The sequence below is a fragment of the Qipengyuania sp. RANM35 genome (assembly GCF_041021145.2).
In the GTDB taxonomy this organism is placed as follows: Bacteria; Pseudomonadota; Alphaproteobacteria; order Sphingomonadales; family Sphingomonadaceae; genus Qipengyuania; species Qipengyuania soli.
The window spans coordinates 467,038-483,162 of sequence record NZ_CM196433.1 but is presented as its reverse complement, the minus strand read 5'-3'; the positions used below and the strand labels follow the sequence as shown (position 1 = coordinate 483,162).

Here is a 16,125-nt window from a genome sequence, read left to right as displayed (position 1 = left end):
TCCTTGAGTTATCTTCGATAGTTCTAAGATATATCTTCATGAGGTAATGACAAGATGGGCCTGCAAATCCTCTGCGAACGTCCTATGTCAGCCGACCAATGTCCGATCTCTTCCCCGACAGCCTGCCCTCGGCACCCGATCCCGATGCCTTGCGCGAAGATGCGCCGCTCGCCGACCGGCTGCGTCCGCGCGACCTGTCGGAAGTCGTCGGGCAGGACCACCTGACCGGGCCCGAGGGCGCGATCGGGCGGATGGTCGCGGCGGGGCGCCTTTCGAGCATGATCCTGTGGGGTCCGCCCGGTACCGGCAAGACCACTATCGCGCGCCTGCTGGCCGACAGCGTGGGGATGCGTTTCGCCAGCGTTTCGGCGGTCTTCAGCGGGGTTGCCGATCTCAAGAAAGCCTTCGCCGAGGCCGACAAGGCCGCGGAAGCCGGGCAGCGTACGCTGCTCTTCGTGGACGAGATCCACCGCTTCAACCGCGCGCAGCAGGATGGATTCCTGCCCTTCGTCGAGCGCGGTACGGTGACCCTGGTCGGGGCGACGACCGAGAACCCGAGCTTCGCACTCAACGCCGCGTTGCTGAGCCGCGCGCAGGTTCTGATCCTGCAAAGACTTGCGAATGAAGCGCTCGATCAGCTGCTCGAACGTGCCGAACACCTCGAAGGTGCGCTGCCCCTCACGCCTGCCGCGCGCGAGGCACTGGTGGCGACAGCCGATGGCGATGGCCGCTTCCTGCTCAACCAGGCCGAGACGCTCTACAACGCGAAGATCGAGGAACCGCTCGACCCGGCGGCGCTCGGCGCCTTCCTCCAGCGCCGCGTCGCGGTCTACGACAAGGATCGCGAGGGCCACTACAACCTCATTTCCGCGCTCCACAAGGCGGTGCGCGGGTCCGACGTGCAGGCCAGCCTCTACTACCTCGCGCGGATGCTCACCGCAGGCGAGGAACCACGCTTCCTCGCCCGTCGCCTGATCCGAGTGGCGGTCGAGGACATCGGCATGGCCGACCCGCAGGCGCTGGTGCAGTGCATGGCGGCCAAGGACGCGTATGAATTCCTCGGCAGTCCGGAAGGCGAGCTGGCGCTGGTGCAGGCCTGCATCTATCTCGCCACCGCACCCAAATCGAATGCCGCCTACATAGCGATGAAATCGAGCTTCAAGTCGGCGCGCGAGACCGGCAGCCTGATGCCACCGCAGAATATCCTCAACGCCCCGACCAAGCTGATGAAGGACATCGGCTACGGCTCCGGCTACAGCTACGACCACGACGCCGAGGACGGCTTTTCGGGCGACAATTACTGGCCCGAGGAGATGGAGCCGCAAGCCTATTACCAGCCGGTCGAACGCGGTTTCGAGCGCGAGGTAAGGAAGCGGCTCGACTACTGGGACAAGCTGCGGCGTGAACGCCAATAGGTTCGCTCATTTCCTCGCCATCGACTGGTCGGGTGCGAAGGGCGAACGGCAGAAGGGCATCGCGCTGGCGCTGGCACATGGCGACGGCGGGGCGCCGGTCCTGATCGAGCATTTCTGGGGCCGCGCAGACGTGCTGGCGATCCTGCGCGACGAGCTGCCGGAGGATACGCTGGTCGGGCTAGACCTCGGCATCGGACTGCCCTTCGCCGATTGCGGAGCCTACTTTCCCGGCCTTCCCGACACGCCGCCCGACGCGCCCGCGCTATGGGACTTGATCGACAAGATCGCTGCGGACGAGGACCATCTCGGGGCCAACAGCTTCGTTGCCCATCCAGACCTGCGCCCGTTCTTCCGCGACGGGATGGATACCGGCGCGCGTTTCGGCTGCGACGGGGCGGCGCACGGCCGGGGCCGCTTCCGCGTCACCGAGCACGCGCAAGCGGCGATGGGCTGCAAGCCCTACTCCAACTTCAACCTCGTCGGCGCAGCGCAGGTCGGCAAGTCGAGCCTCACCGGCATGCGGATGCTGCATCATCTCCGCGGCCACCTGCCTGTCTGGCCAGTCGACCCTCTGCCGCCACGCGGCTCGGTGGTGGTGGAAATCTACACCAGCCTCGCCGCGCGCGAGGCCGGTCGCAGCGCGGCCAAGGCCAAGATGCGCAGTTACGAGGACCTCAATGCCGCACTTGCCGCCCTGGGTTCTCCGGGCGTCGCGGGAGAGGGACCGATCGACGATCATTCCTCCGACGCGCTCCTCACCGCGGCATGGCTGCGCGCCGTCGCCCACGATGACGCGCGCTGGACGCCTGTGGGACTGACTCCCGAAATCGCGGCAACGGAGGGCTGGACTTTCGGGGCGCTTTGAACGAAAGGCCCCGCCTCTGGAGCGCCGGTTTAGCTCAGTTGGTAGAGCAGTTGATTTGTAATCATCAGGCCAGGGGTTCGAATCCTCTAACCGGCACCAGTTCCCGTCACGACGAAGCCCACCCGCGGGAAGTGTAGATTGCACGTTCCCAGGTCGCCATCGCTGCGGCTGATGACGATGCGATCGACGCTGGCCGAGACCAGCTTTCCCGATATCGGATCGCGGCCATAGTCGTCGGCAGAGACCACGACATCGCTGCCGACCTGCAACCCGCCGGTTGCAGCCGTGTCATGGACGAAAGGTGCAGCGACCGGGTCGGCCTCGCTCGCGATGCGCAGCGCCTCCACCCCCGCGATTTCCGCGCGCGAGCCCTGACCGAGTGCCTCGATGCGCGCGTACCAGGATTTCACCCTGTCGAACCCGTCGAGCAATTCATCGGCGAGATCGTGGAAGGCGGACTTCAGGAACCAGATATTCATATGCGCTGCGAGGTCGCCGATGGCGGGTTGCGGCCCGAACAGGAAGTCCTCGCCGCCCGTCCCGAGCGCACGCTCGATCCAGCCTGCCTGTGCGCGCCACTGGCCCTTTGCCGGGCCGGCGAAGGCGGCCATCGCCTTCACGTTGAACGGGCGCCCCGACAATTTCTCGCGATCGGCGATGAAGGCGGGATCGACCTTGTCGCCCAGAAGGCCGAAAATGACTGCGACCGAGTGCTGGAACCACTGGCGATCCGCCCACAGGTTGATCGGCCAGCCCGCTCCGAAATCCGCCTTCGGCTCCGGAAACCGCCGCTCGATCTCCGCCATGATGACCTGGCTGTCGCAATAGATGTCCGCGCCGATCTGCATCACCGGCGCGCGGCGATAGCCCCCGGTGAGCGGGACGAGGTCCGGCTTGGGCATCATGTTGGGCGTGACCACCGATTTCCACGCCAGCCCTTTCAGGCCAAGCAGCAGCCGCACCTTGTTGGAGAAAGGCGACGCATCGTAGTGGTGGAGGATAATGTCCGGCACGTGGGCTTTCTCCTGTGGCCTCGCCGATCAGGCAGGCGGTGGTGTGAAGCAGATGTTGTCGCTTGGCAGCCCGTCCGCGACGATCTCCAGCCCGCCTTCGACCGTGCCGGCGACCTGTTCCATGTCAGGCGCGTCCCTCAGCTCGCCATTCGGGCAAGACGATCGGTGATGATCGCGTCTGCCTCGTCGACGATCCGCTCGACCAGCTCGCGCACGGTCGGGACGTCGTGGATCAGGCCCTGGATCATGCCCGCGCTCCAGATGCCGCGTTCGGTGTCACCTGTCTCGTAGCCTTCGCGCCCGCGCTGCCCCTTCACGAGATGCGCCACTTCCTCGAACGGCTTGCCCTCGCGCTCCAGCCTGACGACCTCCTCCGAAATCGCGTTGGCGGCGACACGGGCGGAGTTCCTGTAGGTGCGGAAGATCAGCTTGGTCTGGCGCTCGTCTGCCTCGACCATGGCCTGCTTGAAGTTTTCGTGGATCGGCGCTTCCTTGGTCGCGCAGAAGCGGGTGCCCATGTTGATGCCGTCGGCCCCCAGGGCGAGCGCGGCGGCAAGGCCCCGGCCGTCACCGAACCCGCCCGAAGCGAGCATCGGGATCGAGATCTTGTCAGCGGCCGCCGGGATCAGGATCAGGCCCGGAATATCGTCCTCGCCCGGGTGCCCGGCGCATTCGAAGCCGTCGATCGAGATCGCATCGACGCCCATCTTTTCGGCCGAGACCGCATGACGCACGGCGGTGCACTTGTGGATCACCTTCACGCCGTGCTGCTTGAAGTGGTCGACGTGCTCCTGCGGCTTGTACCCGGCGGTTTCGACGATCTTCACCCCGCTTTCGATGATCGCAGCGCGATACTCGGCGTAGGGCGGCGGATTGATGCTCGGCAGGATGGTGAGGTTCACGCCGAAGGGCTTGTCGGTCATGTCGCGACAGCGGGCGATTTCCTTCGTCAGTTCCTCGGGCGTCGGCTGGGTCAGCGCGGTGAGGAAACCGAGTGCCCCGGCGTTGGCGACGGCGGAGACCAGTTCTGCCTTCCCGACCCACATCATCCCACCCTGCGCGATGGGATGCTCCACACCGAACATCTCGGTGAAACGCGTCTTCATGCCCTGCTCTCCCGATTAGGTTCGCCGCTGTCACCGGCGGCTTCGCTGTGCCCTATTTCTTCCACGCCGTATCCCCCGGCAGGCCGAGCCGCAGCGCGGCCTGGTAGGCGGGCGACTCCGGATCGATTTTGCGGTCGGCCACCCTGCCGAAGAACCTGACCAGCATCTTCTCGGGCAGGGAGATATCCCATTCGCGCCCGAGTTCCAGTTTCTGCCTCACGATAGGCGGAAGAATGCTGACCGCAGCACGCGCCATGGCGCGGTGGATGAAGCTGGGAATTTCCGGACGCGCCTTGCCCGAGGCGACGATCTCGAGGAAGTCGATGTTGATCTGGTGGGCTTCGAAACGCGGCACCAGCCGTTCCATCATGGTCAGGAACTCGGCCTCGGAATGGGGGATTTCGGTCACGCCGTAGAGCCGCGCCACCTCGTCGCCATTGTTCCAGAAGGCATGCTTTTCGGCATCGCTCAGCCGGTGGACATAGCGATCATAGGCCGTGCTGAAGCCGTATTGCGCGGTGGCCGATACCCAGTCGAGCAATTCGGGATCGAGCGCCTTGTATGCCTCGCCCTTCGGAGTCGTACCGGACACCTTGGCATGCATGCGGCCCACGCCGGCAATGACCTGCCTTGCCACGCTGCGCGGCCCATAGACGCCCAGCATGGCGGCCATGCCGGTTCGCTGCGAACGGCCGATCGGGTCGACGGGATAGATGGAATGATCCCACACCCCCGAACGAATGCGCGCGTCGGCAAATTCGAGGAGCACTGCGGCAACGCCGCCGATCGCCAATGCAACGTTGTTCTTGAAGATCCGCCACTGGATCGAATCGGGTGCGTAGAACGCCTCCTCACCTGCCGGCCTGGTGAAATCGACCTGGGTCGGGGTCGAACTCTTCTGGTAGGTTTTGGCGGGCGCGGGTTCGACGGCGGCGTGCTGGTTCATGGCGAGTGGGCATCCAAGACGATTGACCGAGAGAGCAAATGAGTTATCAGAACTGATAATCTACGGCAAACGGATATGGCATGAACCTCGACTGGTCTCCCGACGAAAAGGCCTTTGCGGCCGAGATCGCGGAATTCTGTGCCCGCGAACTGACCGATGACATCCGCGATGCCGGTATGCACGCGACCAGCGTCTATCCCGATCACGACGCGTCGATGGCGTGGCAATTGAAGCTGCATGCAGCGGGTCTTGCCGCCCCCCACTGGCCGGAAGAACATGGCGGCAAGGACTGGACCGTCGCCCAGCATTATCTGTTCGCCAACGAGAAGGCGAAGGCATCCGCACCTTCGCTCTCGCCCATGGGTATCCACATGGTTGCCCATGTCATCGCCGCATTCGGAACACCCGAGCAGAAGGCCTTCTTCCTGCCGCGGATTCTGACCGGGGAGGTCTTCTTCTGCCAGGGCTATTCGGAACCCAATGCGGGCTCCGACCTTGCTGCCCTGCAGATGAGCGCGGTTCCCGACGGCGATGATTTCATCCTCAACGGATCGAAAATCTGGACCACGCATGCGCAGGAGGCGAACTGGATCTTCTGCCTCGTCAGGACGCATTCGGAAGGCCGCAAGCAGGAAGGCATCACCTTCATCCTCGTGCCCATGGACCAGGGCGGCGTGAGCGTCAGGCCGATCGTCATGTTGTCGGGCGAGACCGTGCAGAACCAGGTGTTCTTCGACGATGTCCGCGTCTCGCGCGCGAACGTTATCGGCGAAGTGGACCGGGGCTGGCAGGTCGCCAAGTTCCTGCTCGAGTTCGAGCGCGGCGGTTCGGCCTATTCGGCAGGCCTGAAGATTCGCGCGCAGAATATCGAGGCGCGCGCCGCGAAGGTGCGCGTGGGCGGCAAGAGCCTGCTCGAACACGGCGACTTCGCGCACCGCCTCGCCCGCGCGATGATCCGCATTGACGTGCTCGAGGTGCTCGAACTGAAGCTGCTTTCTTCAGCCGGGCGCGGAGAAAGCGTCGGCGCAATGTCCTCGCTGATGAAGATCATGGGCACCGAACTGGCGCAGCACCTGACCGAACTGGCGCTTGAGGCTGCGGGGACGAGCGGGACGGTGTTCCAGCCGCACGCAGCCCGTCCAGGTGCCGATGTCCCTGAATACGAGGCACCCGAAGACGGCTATGTCTCTGGCGAGAAGTGGCAGGCCATCGCGCCGCTCAAATATCTCAACGAAAGGGCCGGCTCGATCTACGCCGGTTCGAACGAGATCCAGCGCAATATCCTCGCGCGGCACGTCCTCGGCTTGTAGACTGCCCTAGGCGTGGGACCGTAGCGCTCGATAGCGCTCGACGTGGTCGGCCGCGCTGCCGAGGCGATGTTCGAGAACGGTTGCGCGCTTGAAGTAGTGGCCGACGCGCAATTCCTCCGTCAGCCCCATCGCGCCGTGCAATTGCACCGCCTCCTGCCCGATCAGCCGGAGCCCGTCCGAAACCGTGGCCTTGGCGGCGGAGACGGCGTCAGGACGATCCGATTTGAGCGTCGCGAGCAATGAAGCCGCCTCGATTTCGCGCGCCTTGGCCCACATGTCGACCATGCGGTGCTGCAGCGCCTGGAAAGAGGCGATAGCGACGCCGAACTGCTGTCGCTCCTTGGTGTAGGCAACAGTGTCCTCGACCATGACCGAGGCGATCCCTGCCGCTTCTCCGCAGTATGCGGCAATGGCGGCATCGACTGCGAGGCTCAGCGCCGCCAGGACCGCTTCACCTTTCGCGAGGCAGGCACTCCCGGGCAGGACCAGGCCATCGAGAACGATGTCGGCGGCCGGAGTCCCGTCGACGAGATGATAGGATTTGAGCGCCGCGCCGAGCTCGGCGGGCGTGGAAGCGAAGAGAGCCAGATTGCCGTCGGCAAGACGCGCAGGGACCAGCACCACGTCTGCCACCGATGCGAAATCGACTGCCAGCTTCTTGCCGGTGAATCGCCAGCCCTTCTCCACCGGCTCCGCCCGCGCTTCGATCAGGGCCACGTCGCCCCGCGTCTGGGCTTCCTCCACGGCTGTCGTGACGATCGCATTGCCCGAACCGATCGCACCAGCAAGCTCGTTCTGGCCCAATGCCGAGAGGAGCGTCGAGGACAGGACATTCGACGCCACATAGGGCGTCACGGCCAGCGCACCGCCCAGTGCGGTCGCGACGATCATCTCTGCCTCGCGTCCGCCGCCAAAACCTCCGAGATCCTCATCGATGCCCGCTGCACCCACACCCAGTTCGCTATCGAGTGCGCGCCAGAATTCGAGGAAGTCCGACGCGCTGCGCTGCCGCTGGCGGACGTCGAACGGCAGCCGCTTTTCGAGGAAGCGGGCGAGCGATTGCTGAAGCAGCTTCTGCTGGTCGTCGAGTTGCAGATCCATGGATGCCCTTATGCATCCGCGGCGTCGATTATCAAGCCTGATAACTACGCCAGCAGACCGGCCATCAACGTTTCCACCGTCTGCTTCTTGTACCGTTCGTGCAGCGCATCATCGGCTGCGGGAATCCCGCCGAACACCGCCGACAGGGTGAACCTGTTGGCATAGAGTCCATCCGCCGAACCGATCGTGTTGAAATAGAACAGCTTGGGATCGACCTTGCGGAATTCCCCGCTCTCGATACCCGCTTCGATGATCCGGTGCTGCGCCCGCGCGATGGGCTTGAGCAGTTCCTCGGCAATGTGATGAACCCGCTCGGGCGAGGCATCGCGGACCATCGCGTGGATCAGGCGGTTGAGATAGGGGATCTGGTAATAGGTATCGAGAATGCCCTCGAGGTGGATACGCATGCGCTCGGTCGGCGTCACGTCGAGGCGGAACAGGGCGGCGAGCTGGCGGATGCGCATCTGGACGTCACGGTCCAGCAGGGCGAGCATCATCCCTTCCTTGCTGCCGAAATAGTACCGGATCATCCCGTGATTGACCTCGGCCCGCGAGGCGATGTCGAGAATTCCGATCTCGACTGTGTCCTGCTCGCGCATCAAGGCGCTGGCCGCTTCGAGAAGGGAGTCGCGGATGCTGGCTTTGCCCTGGCTGCGCGCGACTGAGCTGGCGGTCCTTTTCCCCATCGCCCTCCAATGCCCGTGCAGAGGACGCATTGCAATTGCGCGGTCCCGTTTGCTGCCGGGACAGGAACGCCAGCGTTCGCATCATCTGTGGAAATAGGATACCGCTTGGCATCGACGAGTCCTTGATCAGCGCCGGGAGAGACCCTGATATGGCAAGCAGCCCTCCACCGTTCAGCCGCCTTCCGCAGAAGCCGCCTGCAGCTGTGGTGGAGAGGCGCGAGGACGGAACTGTGCTCATCAGCAGCTCGCATCCGCCCGCACAGGTGCCGGCGAACCTTGCGGAAATCTTCCGGGACCGAAGCGAAGCGCATCCCGACCGGTCCTTCATTCTCCAGCGCCAGCCCGGACATGGCCCATGGCGTGGCGTGACCTGGGGGGAGGCGCGCGCCGCTGCAGATTCGATTGCGCAATGGCTGATCGATCACGGGCACGGCCAGGATGATCCGGTCATGGTCATTTCGGGCAATTCGCTGGAGCACGCGCTGCTGATGCTCGGCTGCTATACCGCGGGCGTCCCGATTGCCCCGGTCAGCGCGGCCTATTCGCTGATGTCGCAGGACCATGCCAAGTTGCTGCACTGCTTCCGCAAGATCGGCGCCAAGGCGGTGTTCGCGAAGGAAGGCGCGCTGCATGCTGCCGCGCTCGCCCGCCTGCGCGAGGAATTGCCCGGACTTACCGTCATTACTTGCGACGGCTCACCCGAAGGTGCGGTCGATTTCGTGGAGCTTTGCCGGCAGGTCCCCACCCCTGCCGTCGAGGAGCGGCGCGACGCGATCACGGCAGATACGGTGGGCAAGTATCTCTTCACCTCCGGCTCGACCGGCATGCCCAAATGCGTCCCCCAGACGCATGGCATGATGTCCACTGTCATCGCCGGGCAGGAGGGGCTTGCCGAACAGCCGCGCGACAGCCGCGAACCGCCGGTGATCCTCGAATGGATGCCGTGGAGCCATATCAGCGCGGGAAACATCTCCTTCAACGGCGTCACCTGGTCGGGCGGCACTCTCTATCTCGACGAGGGCAAGCCCATTCCCGGCATGTTCGAGACGACCATCCGCAACCTCTACGAGGTATCGCCGACGGGTTTCGGTTCAGCCCCGGTCGCCTTCGCCATGCTGGCCGACGCGATGGAACAGGACGAGAAGCTCAGGTCCTCGTTCTTCGCACGGGTCATCTCGCTCGGGTATGGCGGCGCCACGCTGTCGGATGATCTCTACGACCGCATCCAGGCACTCGCCATTGCCGAGACAGGCAAGCGCATCCCGATCACCACCATGTACGGTGCCACTGAAACGCAGGGCATCACCATGGTCCACTGGGAGATCGACCGCGTCGGACTGATCGGCCTGCCCATGCCCGGCGTGACCCTGAAGCTGGTCCCCAACGGCCAGAAGATGGAAGTGCGGGTCAAGGGCTCCTCGGTAACCAGCGGCTACAAGGACGATCCGGCCAAGAATGCGGAGGCTTTCGATGAAGAGGGCTTCTACAAGCTCGGCGATGCCGCGCGTTTCCTCGACGAGGACGACCCGCTGCAAGGCCTCGTCTTCGACGGACGCGTGACAGAGGACTTCAAGCTGTCGACCGGCACGTGGGTTTCCGTGGGAACTCTGAGGCCCGAAGTCGTCACCGCCTGCAGCCCGTTGATCCACGACTGCGTGATCACCGGCCAGGACCGCGAATTCATCGGCGTGCTTGCATGGCCCAGCCCCGCTGCGGTCCAGAAATATACCGCGAAGAGCGGGAGCGCGGGCCTCGTCATCCTGGCAAGGGACATCGCGGCCAAGCTCGCGGAGTTCAACCGGACAGCGGGCGGAAGCTCGCGCCGGATCGGTAAGATGTTGCTGCTGACCGATCCCCCTTCGCTCGATGCGGGCGAAATCACCGACAAGGGATATGTGAACCAGGCGACATCGCTGGCGCGCAGGGACGCCGATGTTCGGGCGATCTACTCGGGCGAGAAACGCCCACTTCTTGAAGAAATTCCCTGATCCGGCAGAGTCCCGATTTGAGACAAAATCCCCTGTCCACAGGATTTGAACTCGGGGGTAACCGAACTGACGCGGACCTGACCTAGCACATCCCCCATTCGAATCGCGGCCACGGCGAGCGGTTCTGTCACGGCATTCACGTTAAGGGGTCAGGTATGGTCGCCAATCCGGCATCGCGCATCTTCATCAACGAATTCCACTACGACAACGACGGGGCGGATACGGGCGAGTTCATTGAAATCGCCAACCTCGACGGTGCCGACCTGACCGGCTGGACGGTGGTTCTCTACAACGGTTCGAACGGTGCGCCGTATGGCACGATCGCGTTGAGCGGATCCGACACTTTCGTTTCCGTGGCCGCTACCGGCCTTCAGAACGGTGCACCCGACGGCATCGCCCTGGTCGACGCGGGCGGCTCGGTAGTCATGTTCCTGAGCTACGAGGGCAGCTTTACTGCCGTCGGCGGCGCTGCCGACGGATTGACCAGCACCGACATCGGCGTCGCCGAACTCAGCGGCGTCCCTGCCGGACATTCGCTCCAGCTCACCGGCAGCGGATCGACTTACGGCGACTTCACGTGGTCTGCCGCCCAGGCGAACACTTCCGGGGCTGCCAACACTGGCCAGGAAATCGTCGAGGACGTGCTGTTCATCAACGAATTCCATTACGACAACGCCGGTACCGATACCGGCGAGTTCATCGAAGTAGCAGGCACGGCAGGGCTCGACCTGACCAATTACTCGCTGGTGCTCTACAACGGCGGCAACGGTCTGGTTTACAACACCATTCCCCTGACGGGCACGGTCGACGATGAGGGCAATGGGTACGGCGCGGTCGCGTTCAACCTCCCTGCGAACGGCCTCCAGAACGGTGCACCCGATGCCATTGCGCTCGTGGCTCCCGATGGCACGGTGCTCCAGTTCCTCAGCTATGAAGGCGAATTCGTCGCTATCGACGGTCCTGCAGCCGGGATGACCAGTACCGACATCGGTATTGCCGAGGATGGGGTAACGCCGGTCGGATATTCACTGCAACTTACGGGCAGCGGAACCGCTCCGGTGGACTTCACCTGGTCCGGACCCGCAGCCGAAACGCGCGGTTCCATCAATACCGGGCAGACCTTCGGCGATGCTCCTCCCCCGCCACCTCCGCCTCCGCCCCCGCCGCCCGCAGCCGCGAATGTGTTCTTCAACGAGTTCCACTATGACAACTCCGGCGCCGACGTGGGCGAACGGATCGAGATTGCCGGCGCAGCGGGAACGGACCTGACCGGCTGGAGCATCGTGCTTTACAACGGGAACGGCGGGGTGCCTTACCAGACGATCGCTTTGAGTGGCGTCATCGCCGATCAGGACGATGGCTTCGGCACGGTATGGGTCGATGCTACGAATATCCAGAACGGCGCGCCCGACGGTTTCGCACTGGTCGATGCGGGCGGCAACGTCATCCAGTTCCTTTCCTATGAAGGCACGATGCTGGCAACTTCCGGTCCGGCGGCGGGCATGACCAGCATTGACGTCGGCGTCGAAGAAACCGGCGGTCCGGCAGGGCTTTCCATCCAGCTGGTGGGTGCGGGCTCGAGCTACGAAGACTTCAGCTGGACCGGCCCCGTAGGCGACAGTTTCGGTGCGCCCAATGGCGGGCAGGATTTCATACCCCCCAATCCCAACGGCAGCTTCTACATTGGCGACAGCAGTGTCGTCGAAGGTGACACCGGGACCACGGACATGACGTTCACGGTCCGTCGTACCGGGGGCAGCGAAGGCGCCGTATCGGTCGACTACCAGGTCATGCTCGGCAACGGTGCGCAATCCGCCGGCACCGGCGACCTGTCCGGGCCGCTCAGCGGAACGGTCACTTTCGACGCCGGTCAGACAACGGCGACGATTACCGTCAGCGTAACCGGGGACATCCTTCCCGAACCGAGCGAGTTCTTCACCGTGGAACTTACCAATCCGACCGGCGGGTCCGACATCCGCGACGGTTCGGCCACTGGCACTATCGTCAACGACGAGGCGCTCAACCTCCAGATCGGCGAGATCCAGGGGGAAGGCCACCAGTCGATTTTCGTGGGCAATTCAGTCACCACGACCGGCATCGTAACCGCCGTTTCCGCGACCGGCTTCTACATGCAGGACGCGGACGGTGACGGCAATTCCGCAACCTCGGACGCAATCTTTGTCTTCACCGGCTCCACCCCAACGGTGGTTGCGGGCGATGGCGTCACCGTCAGTGGCACGGTCACGGAATTCCTGCCCGGTGGCGACGAAAGCAACCTGACGATCACCGAACTGACCAGCCCGACAGTTACGGTCGACAGCACGGGCAATAGCCTGCCCACTGCAGTGGTGATAGGACCGGACGGCATCACGCCGCCGACCGAAATTATCGATGACGACCTGCTCGGCACCTACGACCCTGCCAATGACGGCATCGACTTCTGGGAAAGCCTCGAAGGCATGCTGGTCACGGTCCAGAACCCTGTCGCAGTCGACAGCACCAACAACTTCGGCGAATTGTGGACCGTAGCCAGCGATGGCGCAGGCAACCTGTCCGCGACGAGCGTGGCTGACAGCGGCCTGGTGGTCATCCAGGGCGGTGAAGGCGATCTGGGCTATTTCGACACCGGCGCGGGTTCCGACTTCAATCCCGAGCGTATCCAGATCGACGGCGGCTATACCCTCAACGGCGTGACCTTTGACACTCCGCAAGTGGGCCCGGGCACCGTATTGTCGAGCGTGACGGGGATCGTCGACTATGCTTTCGGCAATTTCGAGATCCGGCCGACGGAAGAAGTCAGCGTCGGTCTCGTCACCACCAACATCGGCGAAACTTCCGTTCTGACCGGTGCTGCAAACCAGCTGACGATTGCCACCTACAACGTCCTCAACCTCGACATAAACGATGCCGATGGCGACACCGACGTTGCCGACGGTCGTTTCGACGCGATTGCATTCGACATCGGCGTTGCCATGAACGCACCCGACATCGTCGTACTCGAAGAGGTGCAGGACGACAGCGGCTCGGCCAACGACGGCACGGTGAGTGCAGCGCTGACCCTGCAGATGCTCGCAGACCTGATCTATGCCGAGACCGGAGTTCAGTACTACGTCCTCGACAATCCCTTCATCGAAGACGGACAGACCGGCGGTCAGCCGGGCGGCAACATCCGCGTGGCGTTCCTCTATCGCGCCGACACTGTCGATCTCGACCCGGCGTCGGTCTTCACCATCGATGACGAAGCATTCGCGCGTGCTCCGCTTGGTGCAACGTTCAGCTTCAACGGGGAGGAAGTGACGGTCATTGGCAACCACTTCACTTCGATGATCGGCTCGGACACCAGCTACACCGCCGACCAACCGCCAATCCAGGCGGGCTCTCTAACCCGCGCGGCGCAGGCGGCGGCGGTCAATGCCTATGTCGATGCCTTGCTGGCAACCGACCCGCTCGCCAATGTGGTCGTCGCAGGGGACTTCAACGACTTCCAGTTCGAGGAGCCGCTGCAGATCCTCACCGGACAACTGGACTACGCCGGCGGTACCATCAGCGACGGTTCGGACGTCATCCTCAACAACCTGTCGTTCCTGCTGGAAGCCGAGGAGCGCTATTCGACCATCTTCGAGGGCAATGCGCAGCAGATCGACCACATCTTCGCCACCGGCGGGATGATGGACGGGGCGATCCTCGATATCGTGCACCGCAATTCCACCACGGGCATGGCCGTGTCCGATCACGATCCTGTCCTCGGCCGTTTCAACATCGGCATCCAGGTGATTACCGGCGGCAACGGAGTGGATCACTTGTCCGGCAATGACGGCAACGACCGCATCGACGGCGGCAATGGTGCGGACGTCATCTTCGGCCTCGGCGGTAACGACCAGCTGTTCGGCGGCAACGGCGCAGACGAGCTGTTCGGTGGCGCGGGCAACGATATCCTCGACGGTGGCAAGGGCCCCGACGTCCTTGACGGCGGAGCGGGCAGTGACCTTCTCATCGGCGGTCTCGGACCCGATACCTTCGTCCTTCACGCCGATGGCGAGATTGGCGATGATGACATGATCGCAGACTTCGGCAACGGTCCGGATACCATCCTCATTGCCGGGATCGGCACGAGGACGATCTCCTACTTCCAGTCGGGTGCCGAGACCGAAATCTATGCCGACGGGCAGCTGATCGGCACCGTGCTAGGGGCTACTACGACCGCCGTTGCCGCTGCGGTCCAGTTCGCACAGCCTGCAACGAGCGTCGGGATGGAAGCACTTGCCTTCTCTGACGAGGCGCTCGTCGGTCCTGGTGCTGCCGATATGGGAATCCACGTCCCGCATGCCAACTGGGACGCCCTATACCCGGTGAACGGCTTCGATTTCGCCTGACGGTGTCAGGGCGGTTGCGATTGACGCAGCCGCCCTAACCTCCTTCGCGAAGGTGGCTCTCGCCGGCTTCCAGCAGTTCCATGAAGTTCCGCGCGGCCTCGCGTTCTTCCTCGTTCTCGAACGCGACGTCGAGATCGGGTGCCGCCCCAAGCATGAAGAGCAACGACCACAGGGCAAAGCGCTTGCCGGGGTCCTTCTCCAGCCCGAGGTCGACGAGGCAGTGCTCGATCCCCGCCGATAGCGCCGCAGGCCCAATCGAGTGCGGGTCGTCGGTGGCGAAATAGCGGTGGAGCAGGTCGTCGAGTTGCATTCCGGCCCGATACGCCCGCCACCCGCACAAGAAAAGGGCAGCCGAACCGAAGTCCGACTGCCCTTCCCGCGCGACGACGCCGTACTATTCGGCAGTTTCGTCAGCCGGCTCTTCGGCGGGCTGCTCCGCGGTCAGCGTCCCCTCGCCCATCACCAGCGCGTTGGCCGAGCCGGTAAGATTGGCGGCAGGCAGGGTCATGGTGCGATCGCGCGCCTCGACGAGAACCTCCTGCACCTGGCCGCGCTTGTCGGCGACGATCTGGCGCACTTCGCCCAGCTTCTCGCCACTCGGCAGCATCACCGGCATACCCGGAGCGACCGCGAAGGCGCCTTCGCCCTCGGCTGCACCGCTACCGGCAACAGCCAGGAAATCATTCCCGAGCATGCCCGAGGCCGAACCTGCGGCCGAGCCTGCGCCCTGGGCCGCGCCGGTGAGCGAACCTGCCTGACCGACTACACCGGTGGCGCGGTCACGCGCCGCGCCGACGGCGGGAGTGGCGAGGTTGCGCACGCTTTCCGCCGTGTCACGGCCGCGACCGACGACATCCTGCGCCGCGCCGCGCACTGCATCGGTGCCGATGAGCTGGGCATTGGCACTGCCCGAACCGGACGCGCTGCCGCTGCCCGAAGCCGAGCCGCTGGCCGAACCGGTGGGCGTGTCGAGAAGCTGGCTCGTGGTGGCCTCAAGACCGGTGTCGATGCTGCGGTCGACCGTGACCGAGCCCGACTTGCGGTCGACCTTCTGGCTGCCGCGGGTCTTCGCATCGCCGCGCACGGCACCGCGCGTAGTCGAACGCAGCGTGTCAGTCGGCATGCGCGCCATGGGGCCGATGGCGCCGGCTGCGCTGCCGGTGATCGAGCCGAGGCCCGAGCCCGAAAGGAGCTGGGCGTGCGCCTGCGGGGCGGCGAAGAGAGTGAGAGCCGAAGCGGCAAGAAGAAGTTTTTTCATGTGTTTATCCTTTCTTGTCCGCGAGCGCCGGAATGGGGTTTGTCGCTCGCTTCGAAAGGAAAAC

At 64.1% G+C, this 16,125-nt stretch carries 12 protein-coding genes and 1 tRNA gene; 6 read left to right on the top strand and 7 right to left on the bottom strand.

Annotated features, from left to right (window positions below):
* The first annotated feature begins 98 nt into the window (after positions 1-98).
* The 3 genes from RAM60_RS02350 to RAM60_RS02340 all read left to right on the top strand — a co-directional run bounded on the left by RAM60_RS02350 (position 99) and on the right by RAM60_RS02340 (position 2,379).
* Positions 99-1,415 (top strand): replication-associated recombination protein A, encoded by a 1,317-nt coding sequence (locus RAM60_RS02350; protein WP_369025741.1) that lies wholly within the window; start codon positions 99-101, stop codon positions 1,413-1,415.
* Positions 1,402-2,280 (top strand): hypothetical protein, encoded by an 879-nt coding sequence (locus RAM60_RS02345; protein ID WP_369025742.1) that lies wholly within the window; start codon positions 1,402-1,404, stop codon positions 2,278-2,280. Before RAM60_RS02350 ends, RAM60_RS02345 begins: the two co-directional genes overlap by 14 nt.
* Before the next feature lie 23 nt (positions 2,281-2,303).
* Positions 2,304-2,379, top strand: a tRNA-Thr gene (locus tag RAM60_RS02340).
* Here RAM60_RS02340 and RAM60_RS02335 read toward each other — a convergent pair.
* The 3 genes from RAM60_RS02335 to RAM60_RS02325 all read right to left on the bottom strand — a co-directional run bounded on the left by RAM60_RS02335 (position 2,367) and on the right by RAM60_RS02325 (position 5,345).
* Positions 2,367-3,293: a glutathione S-transferase family protein gene (locus tag RAM60_RS02335; protein WP_369025743.1), complete on the bottom strand. Its 927-nt coding sequence runs from the start codon at positions 3,291-3,293 to the stop codon at positions 2,367-2,369. The two genes, RAM60_RS02340 and RAM60_RS02335, sit on opposite strands and share 13 nt — an antisense overlap.
* Positions 3,294-3,430: 137 nt before the next feature.
* Entirely contained in the window at positions 3,431-4,399 is a 969-nt protein-coding gene (locus tag RAM60_RS02330) for an NAD(P)H-dependent flavin oxidoreductase (protein WP_200982791.1), read from the bottom strand.
* A 52-nt stretch (positions 4,400-4,451) separates the two neighbouring features.
* On the bottom strand, positions 4,452-5,345 hold the full coding sequence (locus RAM60_RS02325; protein WP_369025744.1) for an oxygenase MpaB family protein: 894 nt from the start codon (positions 5,343-5,345) through the stop codon (positions 4,452-4,454).
* An 80-nt stretch (positions 5,346-5,425) separates the two neighbouring features.
* On the opposite strand from RAM60_RS02325, the gene RAM60_RS02320 reads away from it, so the two are divergent.
* The gene (locus RAM60_RS02320; protein ID WP_369025745.1) at positions 5,426-6,655 is read left to right on the top strand and encodes an acyl-CoA dehydrogenase family protein; all 1,230 of its coding nucleotides are present in this window, start codon (positions 5,426-5,428) and stop codon (positions 6,653-6,655) included.
* A 6-nt stretch (positions 6,656-6,661) separates the two neighbouring features.
* On the opposite strand, the gene RAM60_RS02315 is transcribed toward RAM60_RS02320, so the two are convergent.
* Positions 6,662-7,756: an acyl-CoA dehydrogenase family protein gene (locus RAM60_RS02315; RefSeq protein WP_369025746.1), complete on the bottom strand. Its 1,095-nt coding sequence runs from the start codon at positions 7,754-7,756 to the stop codon at positions 6,662-6,664.
* A 44-nt stretch (positions 7,757-7,800) separates the two neighbouring features.
* Positions 7,801-8,442 (bottom strand): TetR family transcriptional regulator, encoded by a 642-nt coding sequence (locus RAM60_RS02310; protein ID WP_200982783.1) that lies wholly within the window; start codon positions 8,440-8,442, stop codon positions 7,801-7,803.
* Between the two features lie 149 nt (positions 8,443-8,591).
* On the opposite strand from RAM60_RS02310, the gene RAM60_RS02305 reads away from it, so the two are divergent.
* Both RAM60_RS02305 and RAM60_RS02300 read left to right on the top strand, forming a co-directional pair.
* Complete coding sequence (locus RAM60_RS02305; RefSeq protein WP_369025747.1) at positions 8,592-10,430, top strand: AMP-binding protein; 1,839 nt, start codon at positions 8,592-8,594, stop codon at positions 10,428-10,430.
* Between the two features lie 155 nt (positions 10,431-10,585).
* Complete coding sequence (locus tag RAM60_RS02300) at positions 10,586-14,803, top strand: DUF8508 domain-containing protein (protein ID WP_369025748.1); 4,218 nt, start codon at positions 10,586-10,588, stop codon at positions 14,801-14,803.
* 34 nt (positions 14,804-14,837) lie between these two features.
* On the opposite strand, the gene RAM60_RS02295 is transcribed toward RAM60_RS02300, so the two are convergent.
* On the bottom strand, positions 14,838-15,113 hold the full coding sequence (locus RAM60_RS02295) for a hypothetical protein (protein ID WP_369025749.1): 276 nt from the start codon (positions 15,111-15,113) through the stop codon (positions 14,838-14,840).
* Between the two features lie 84 nt (positions 15,114-15,197).
* Positions 15,198-16,061: a hypothetical protein gene (locus RAM60_RS02290; protein ID WP_369025750.1), complete on the bottom strand. Its 864-nt coding sequence runs from the start codon at positions 16,059-16,061 to the stop codon at positions 15,198-15,200.
* Positions 16,062-16,125: the final 64 nt, after the last annotated feature.

Coding starts and splice junctions, on each gene's coding strand:
- RAM60_RS02350 (WP_369025741.1), top strand. CDS start 99: ATGTCCGATCTCTTCCCCGACAGCCTGCCCTCGGCACCCGATCCCGAT.
- RAM60_RS02330 (WP_200982791.1), bottom strand. CDS start 4,399: ATGAAGACGCGTTTCACCGAGATGTTCGGTGTGGAGCATCCCATCGCG.
- RAM60_RS02325 (WP_369025744.1), bottom strand. CDS start 5,345: ATGAACCAGCACGCCGCCGTCGAACCCGCGCCCGCCAAAACCTACCAG.
- RAM60_RS02320 (WP_369025745.1), top strand. CDS start 5,426: ATGAACCTCGACTGGTCTCCCGACGAAAAGGCCTTTGCGGCCGAGATC.
- RAM60_RS02315 (WP_369025746.1), bottom strand. CDS start 7,756: ATGGATCTGCAACTCGACGACCAGCAGAAGCTGCTTCAGCAATCGCTC.
- RAM60_RS02310 (WP_200982783.1), bottom strand. CDS start 8,442: ATGGGGAAAAGGACCGCCAGCTCAGTCGCGCGCAGCCAGGGCAAAGCC.
- RAM60_RS02305 (WP_369025747.1), top strand. CDS start 8,592: ATGGCAAGCAGCCCTCCACCGTTCAGCCGCCTTCCGCAGAAGCCGCCT.
- RAM60_RS02300 (WP_369025748.1), top strand. CDS start 10,586: ATGGTCGCCAATCCGGCATCGCGCATCTTCATCAACGAATTCCACTAC.
- RAM60_RS02295 (WP_369025749.1), bottom strand. CDS start 15,113: ATGCAACTCGACGACCTGCTCCACCGCTATTTCGCCACCGACGACCCG.
- RAM60_RS02290 (WP_369025750.1), bottom strand. CDS start 16,061: ATGAAAAAACTTCTTCTTGCCGCTTCGGCTCTCACTCTCTTCGCCGCC.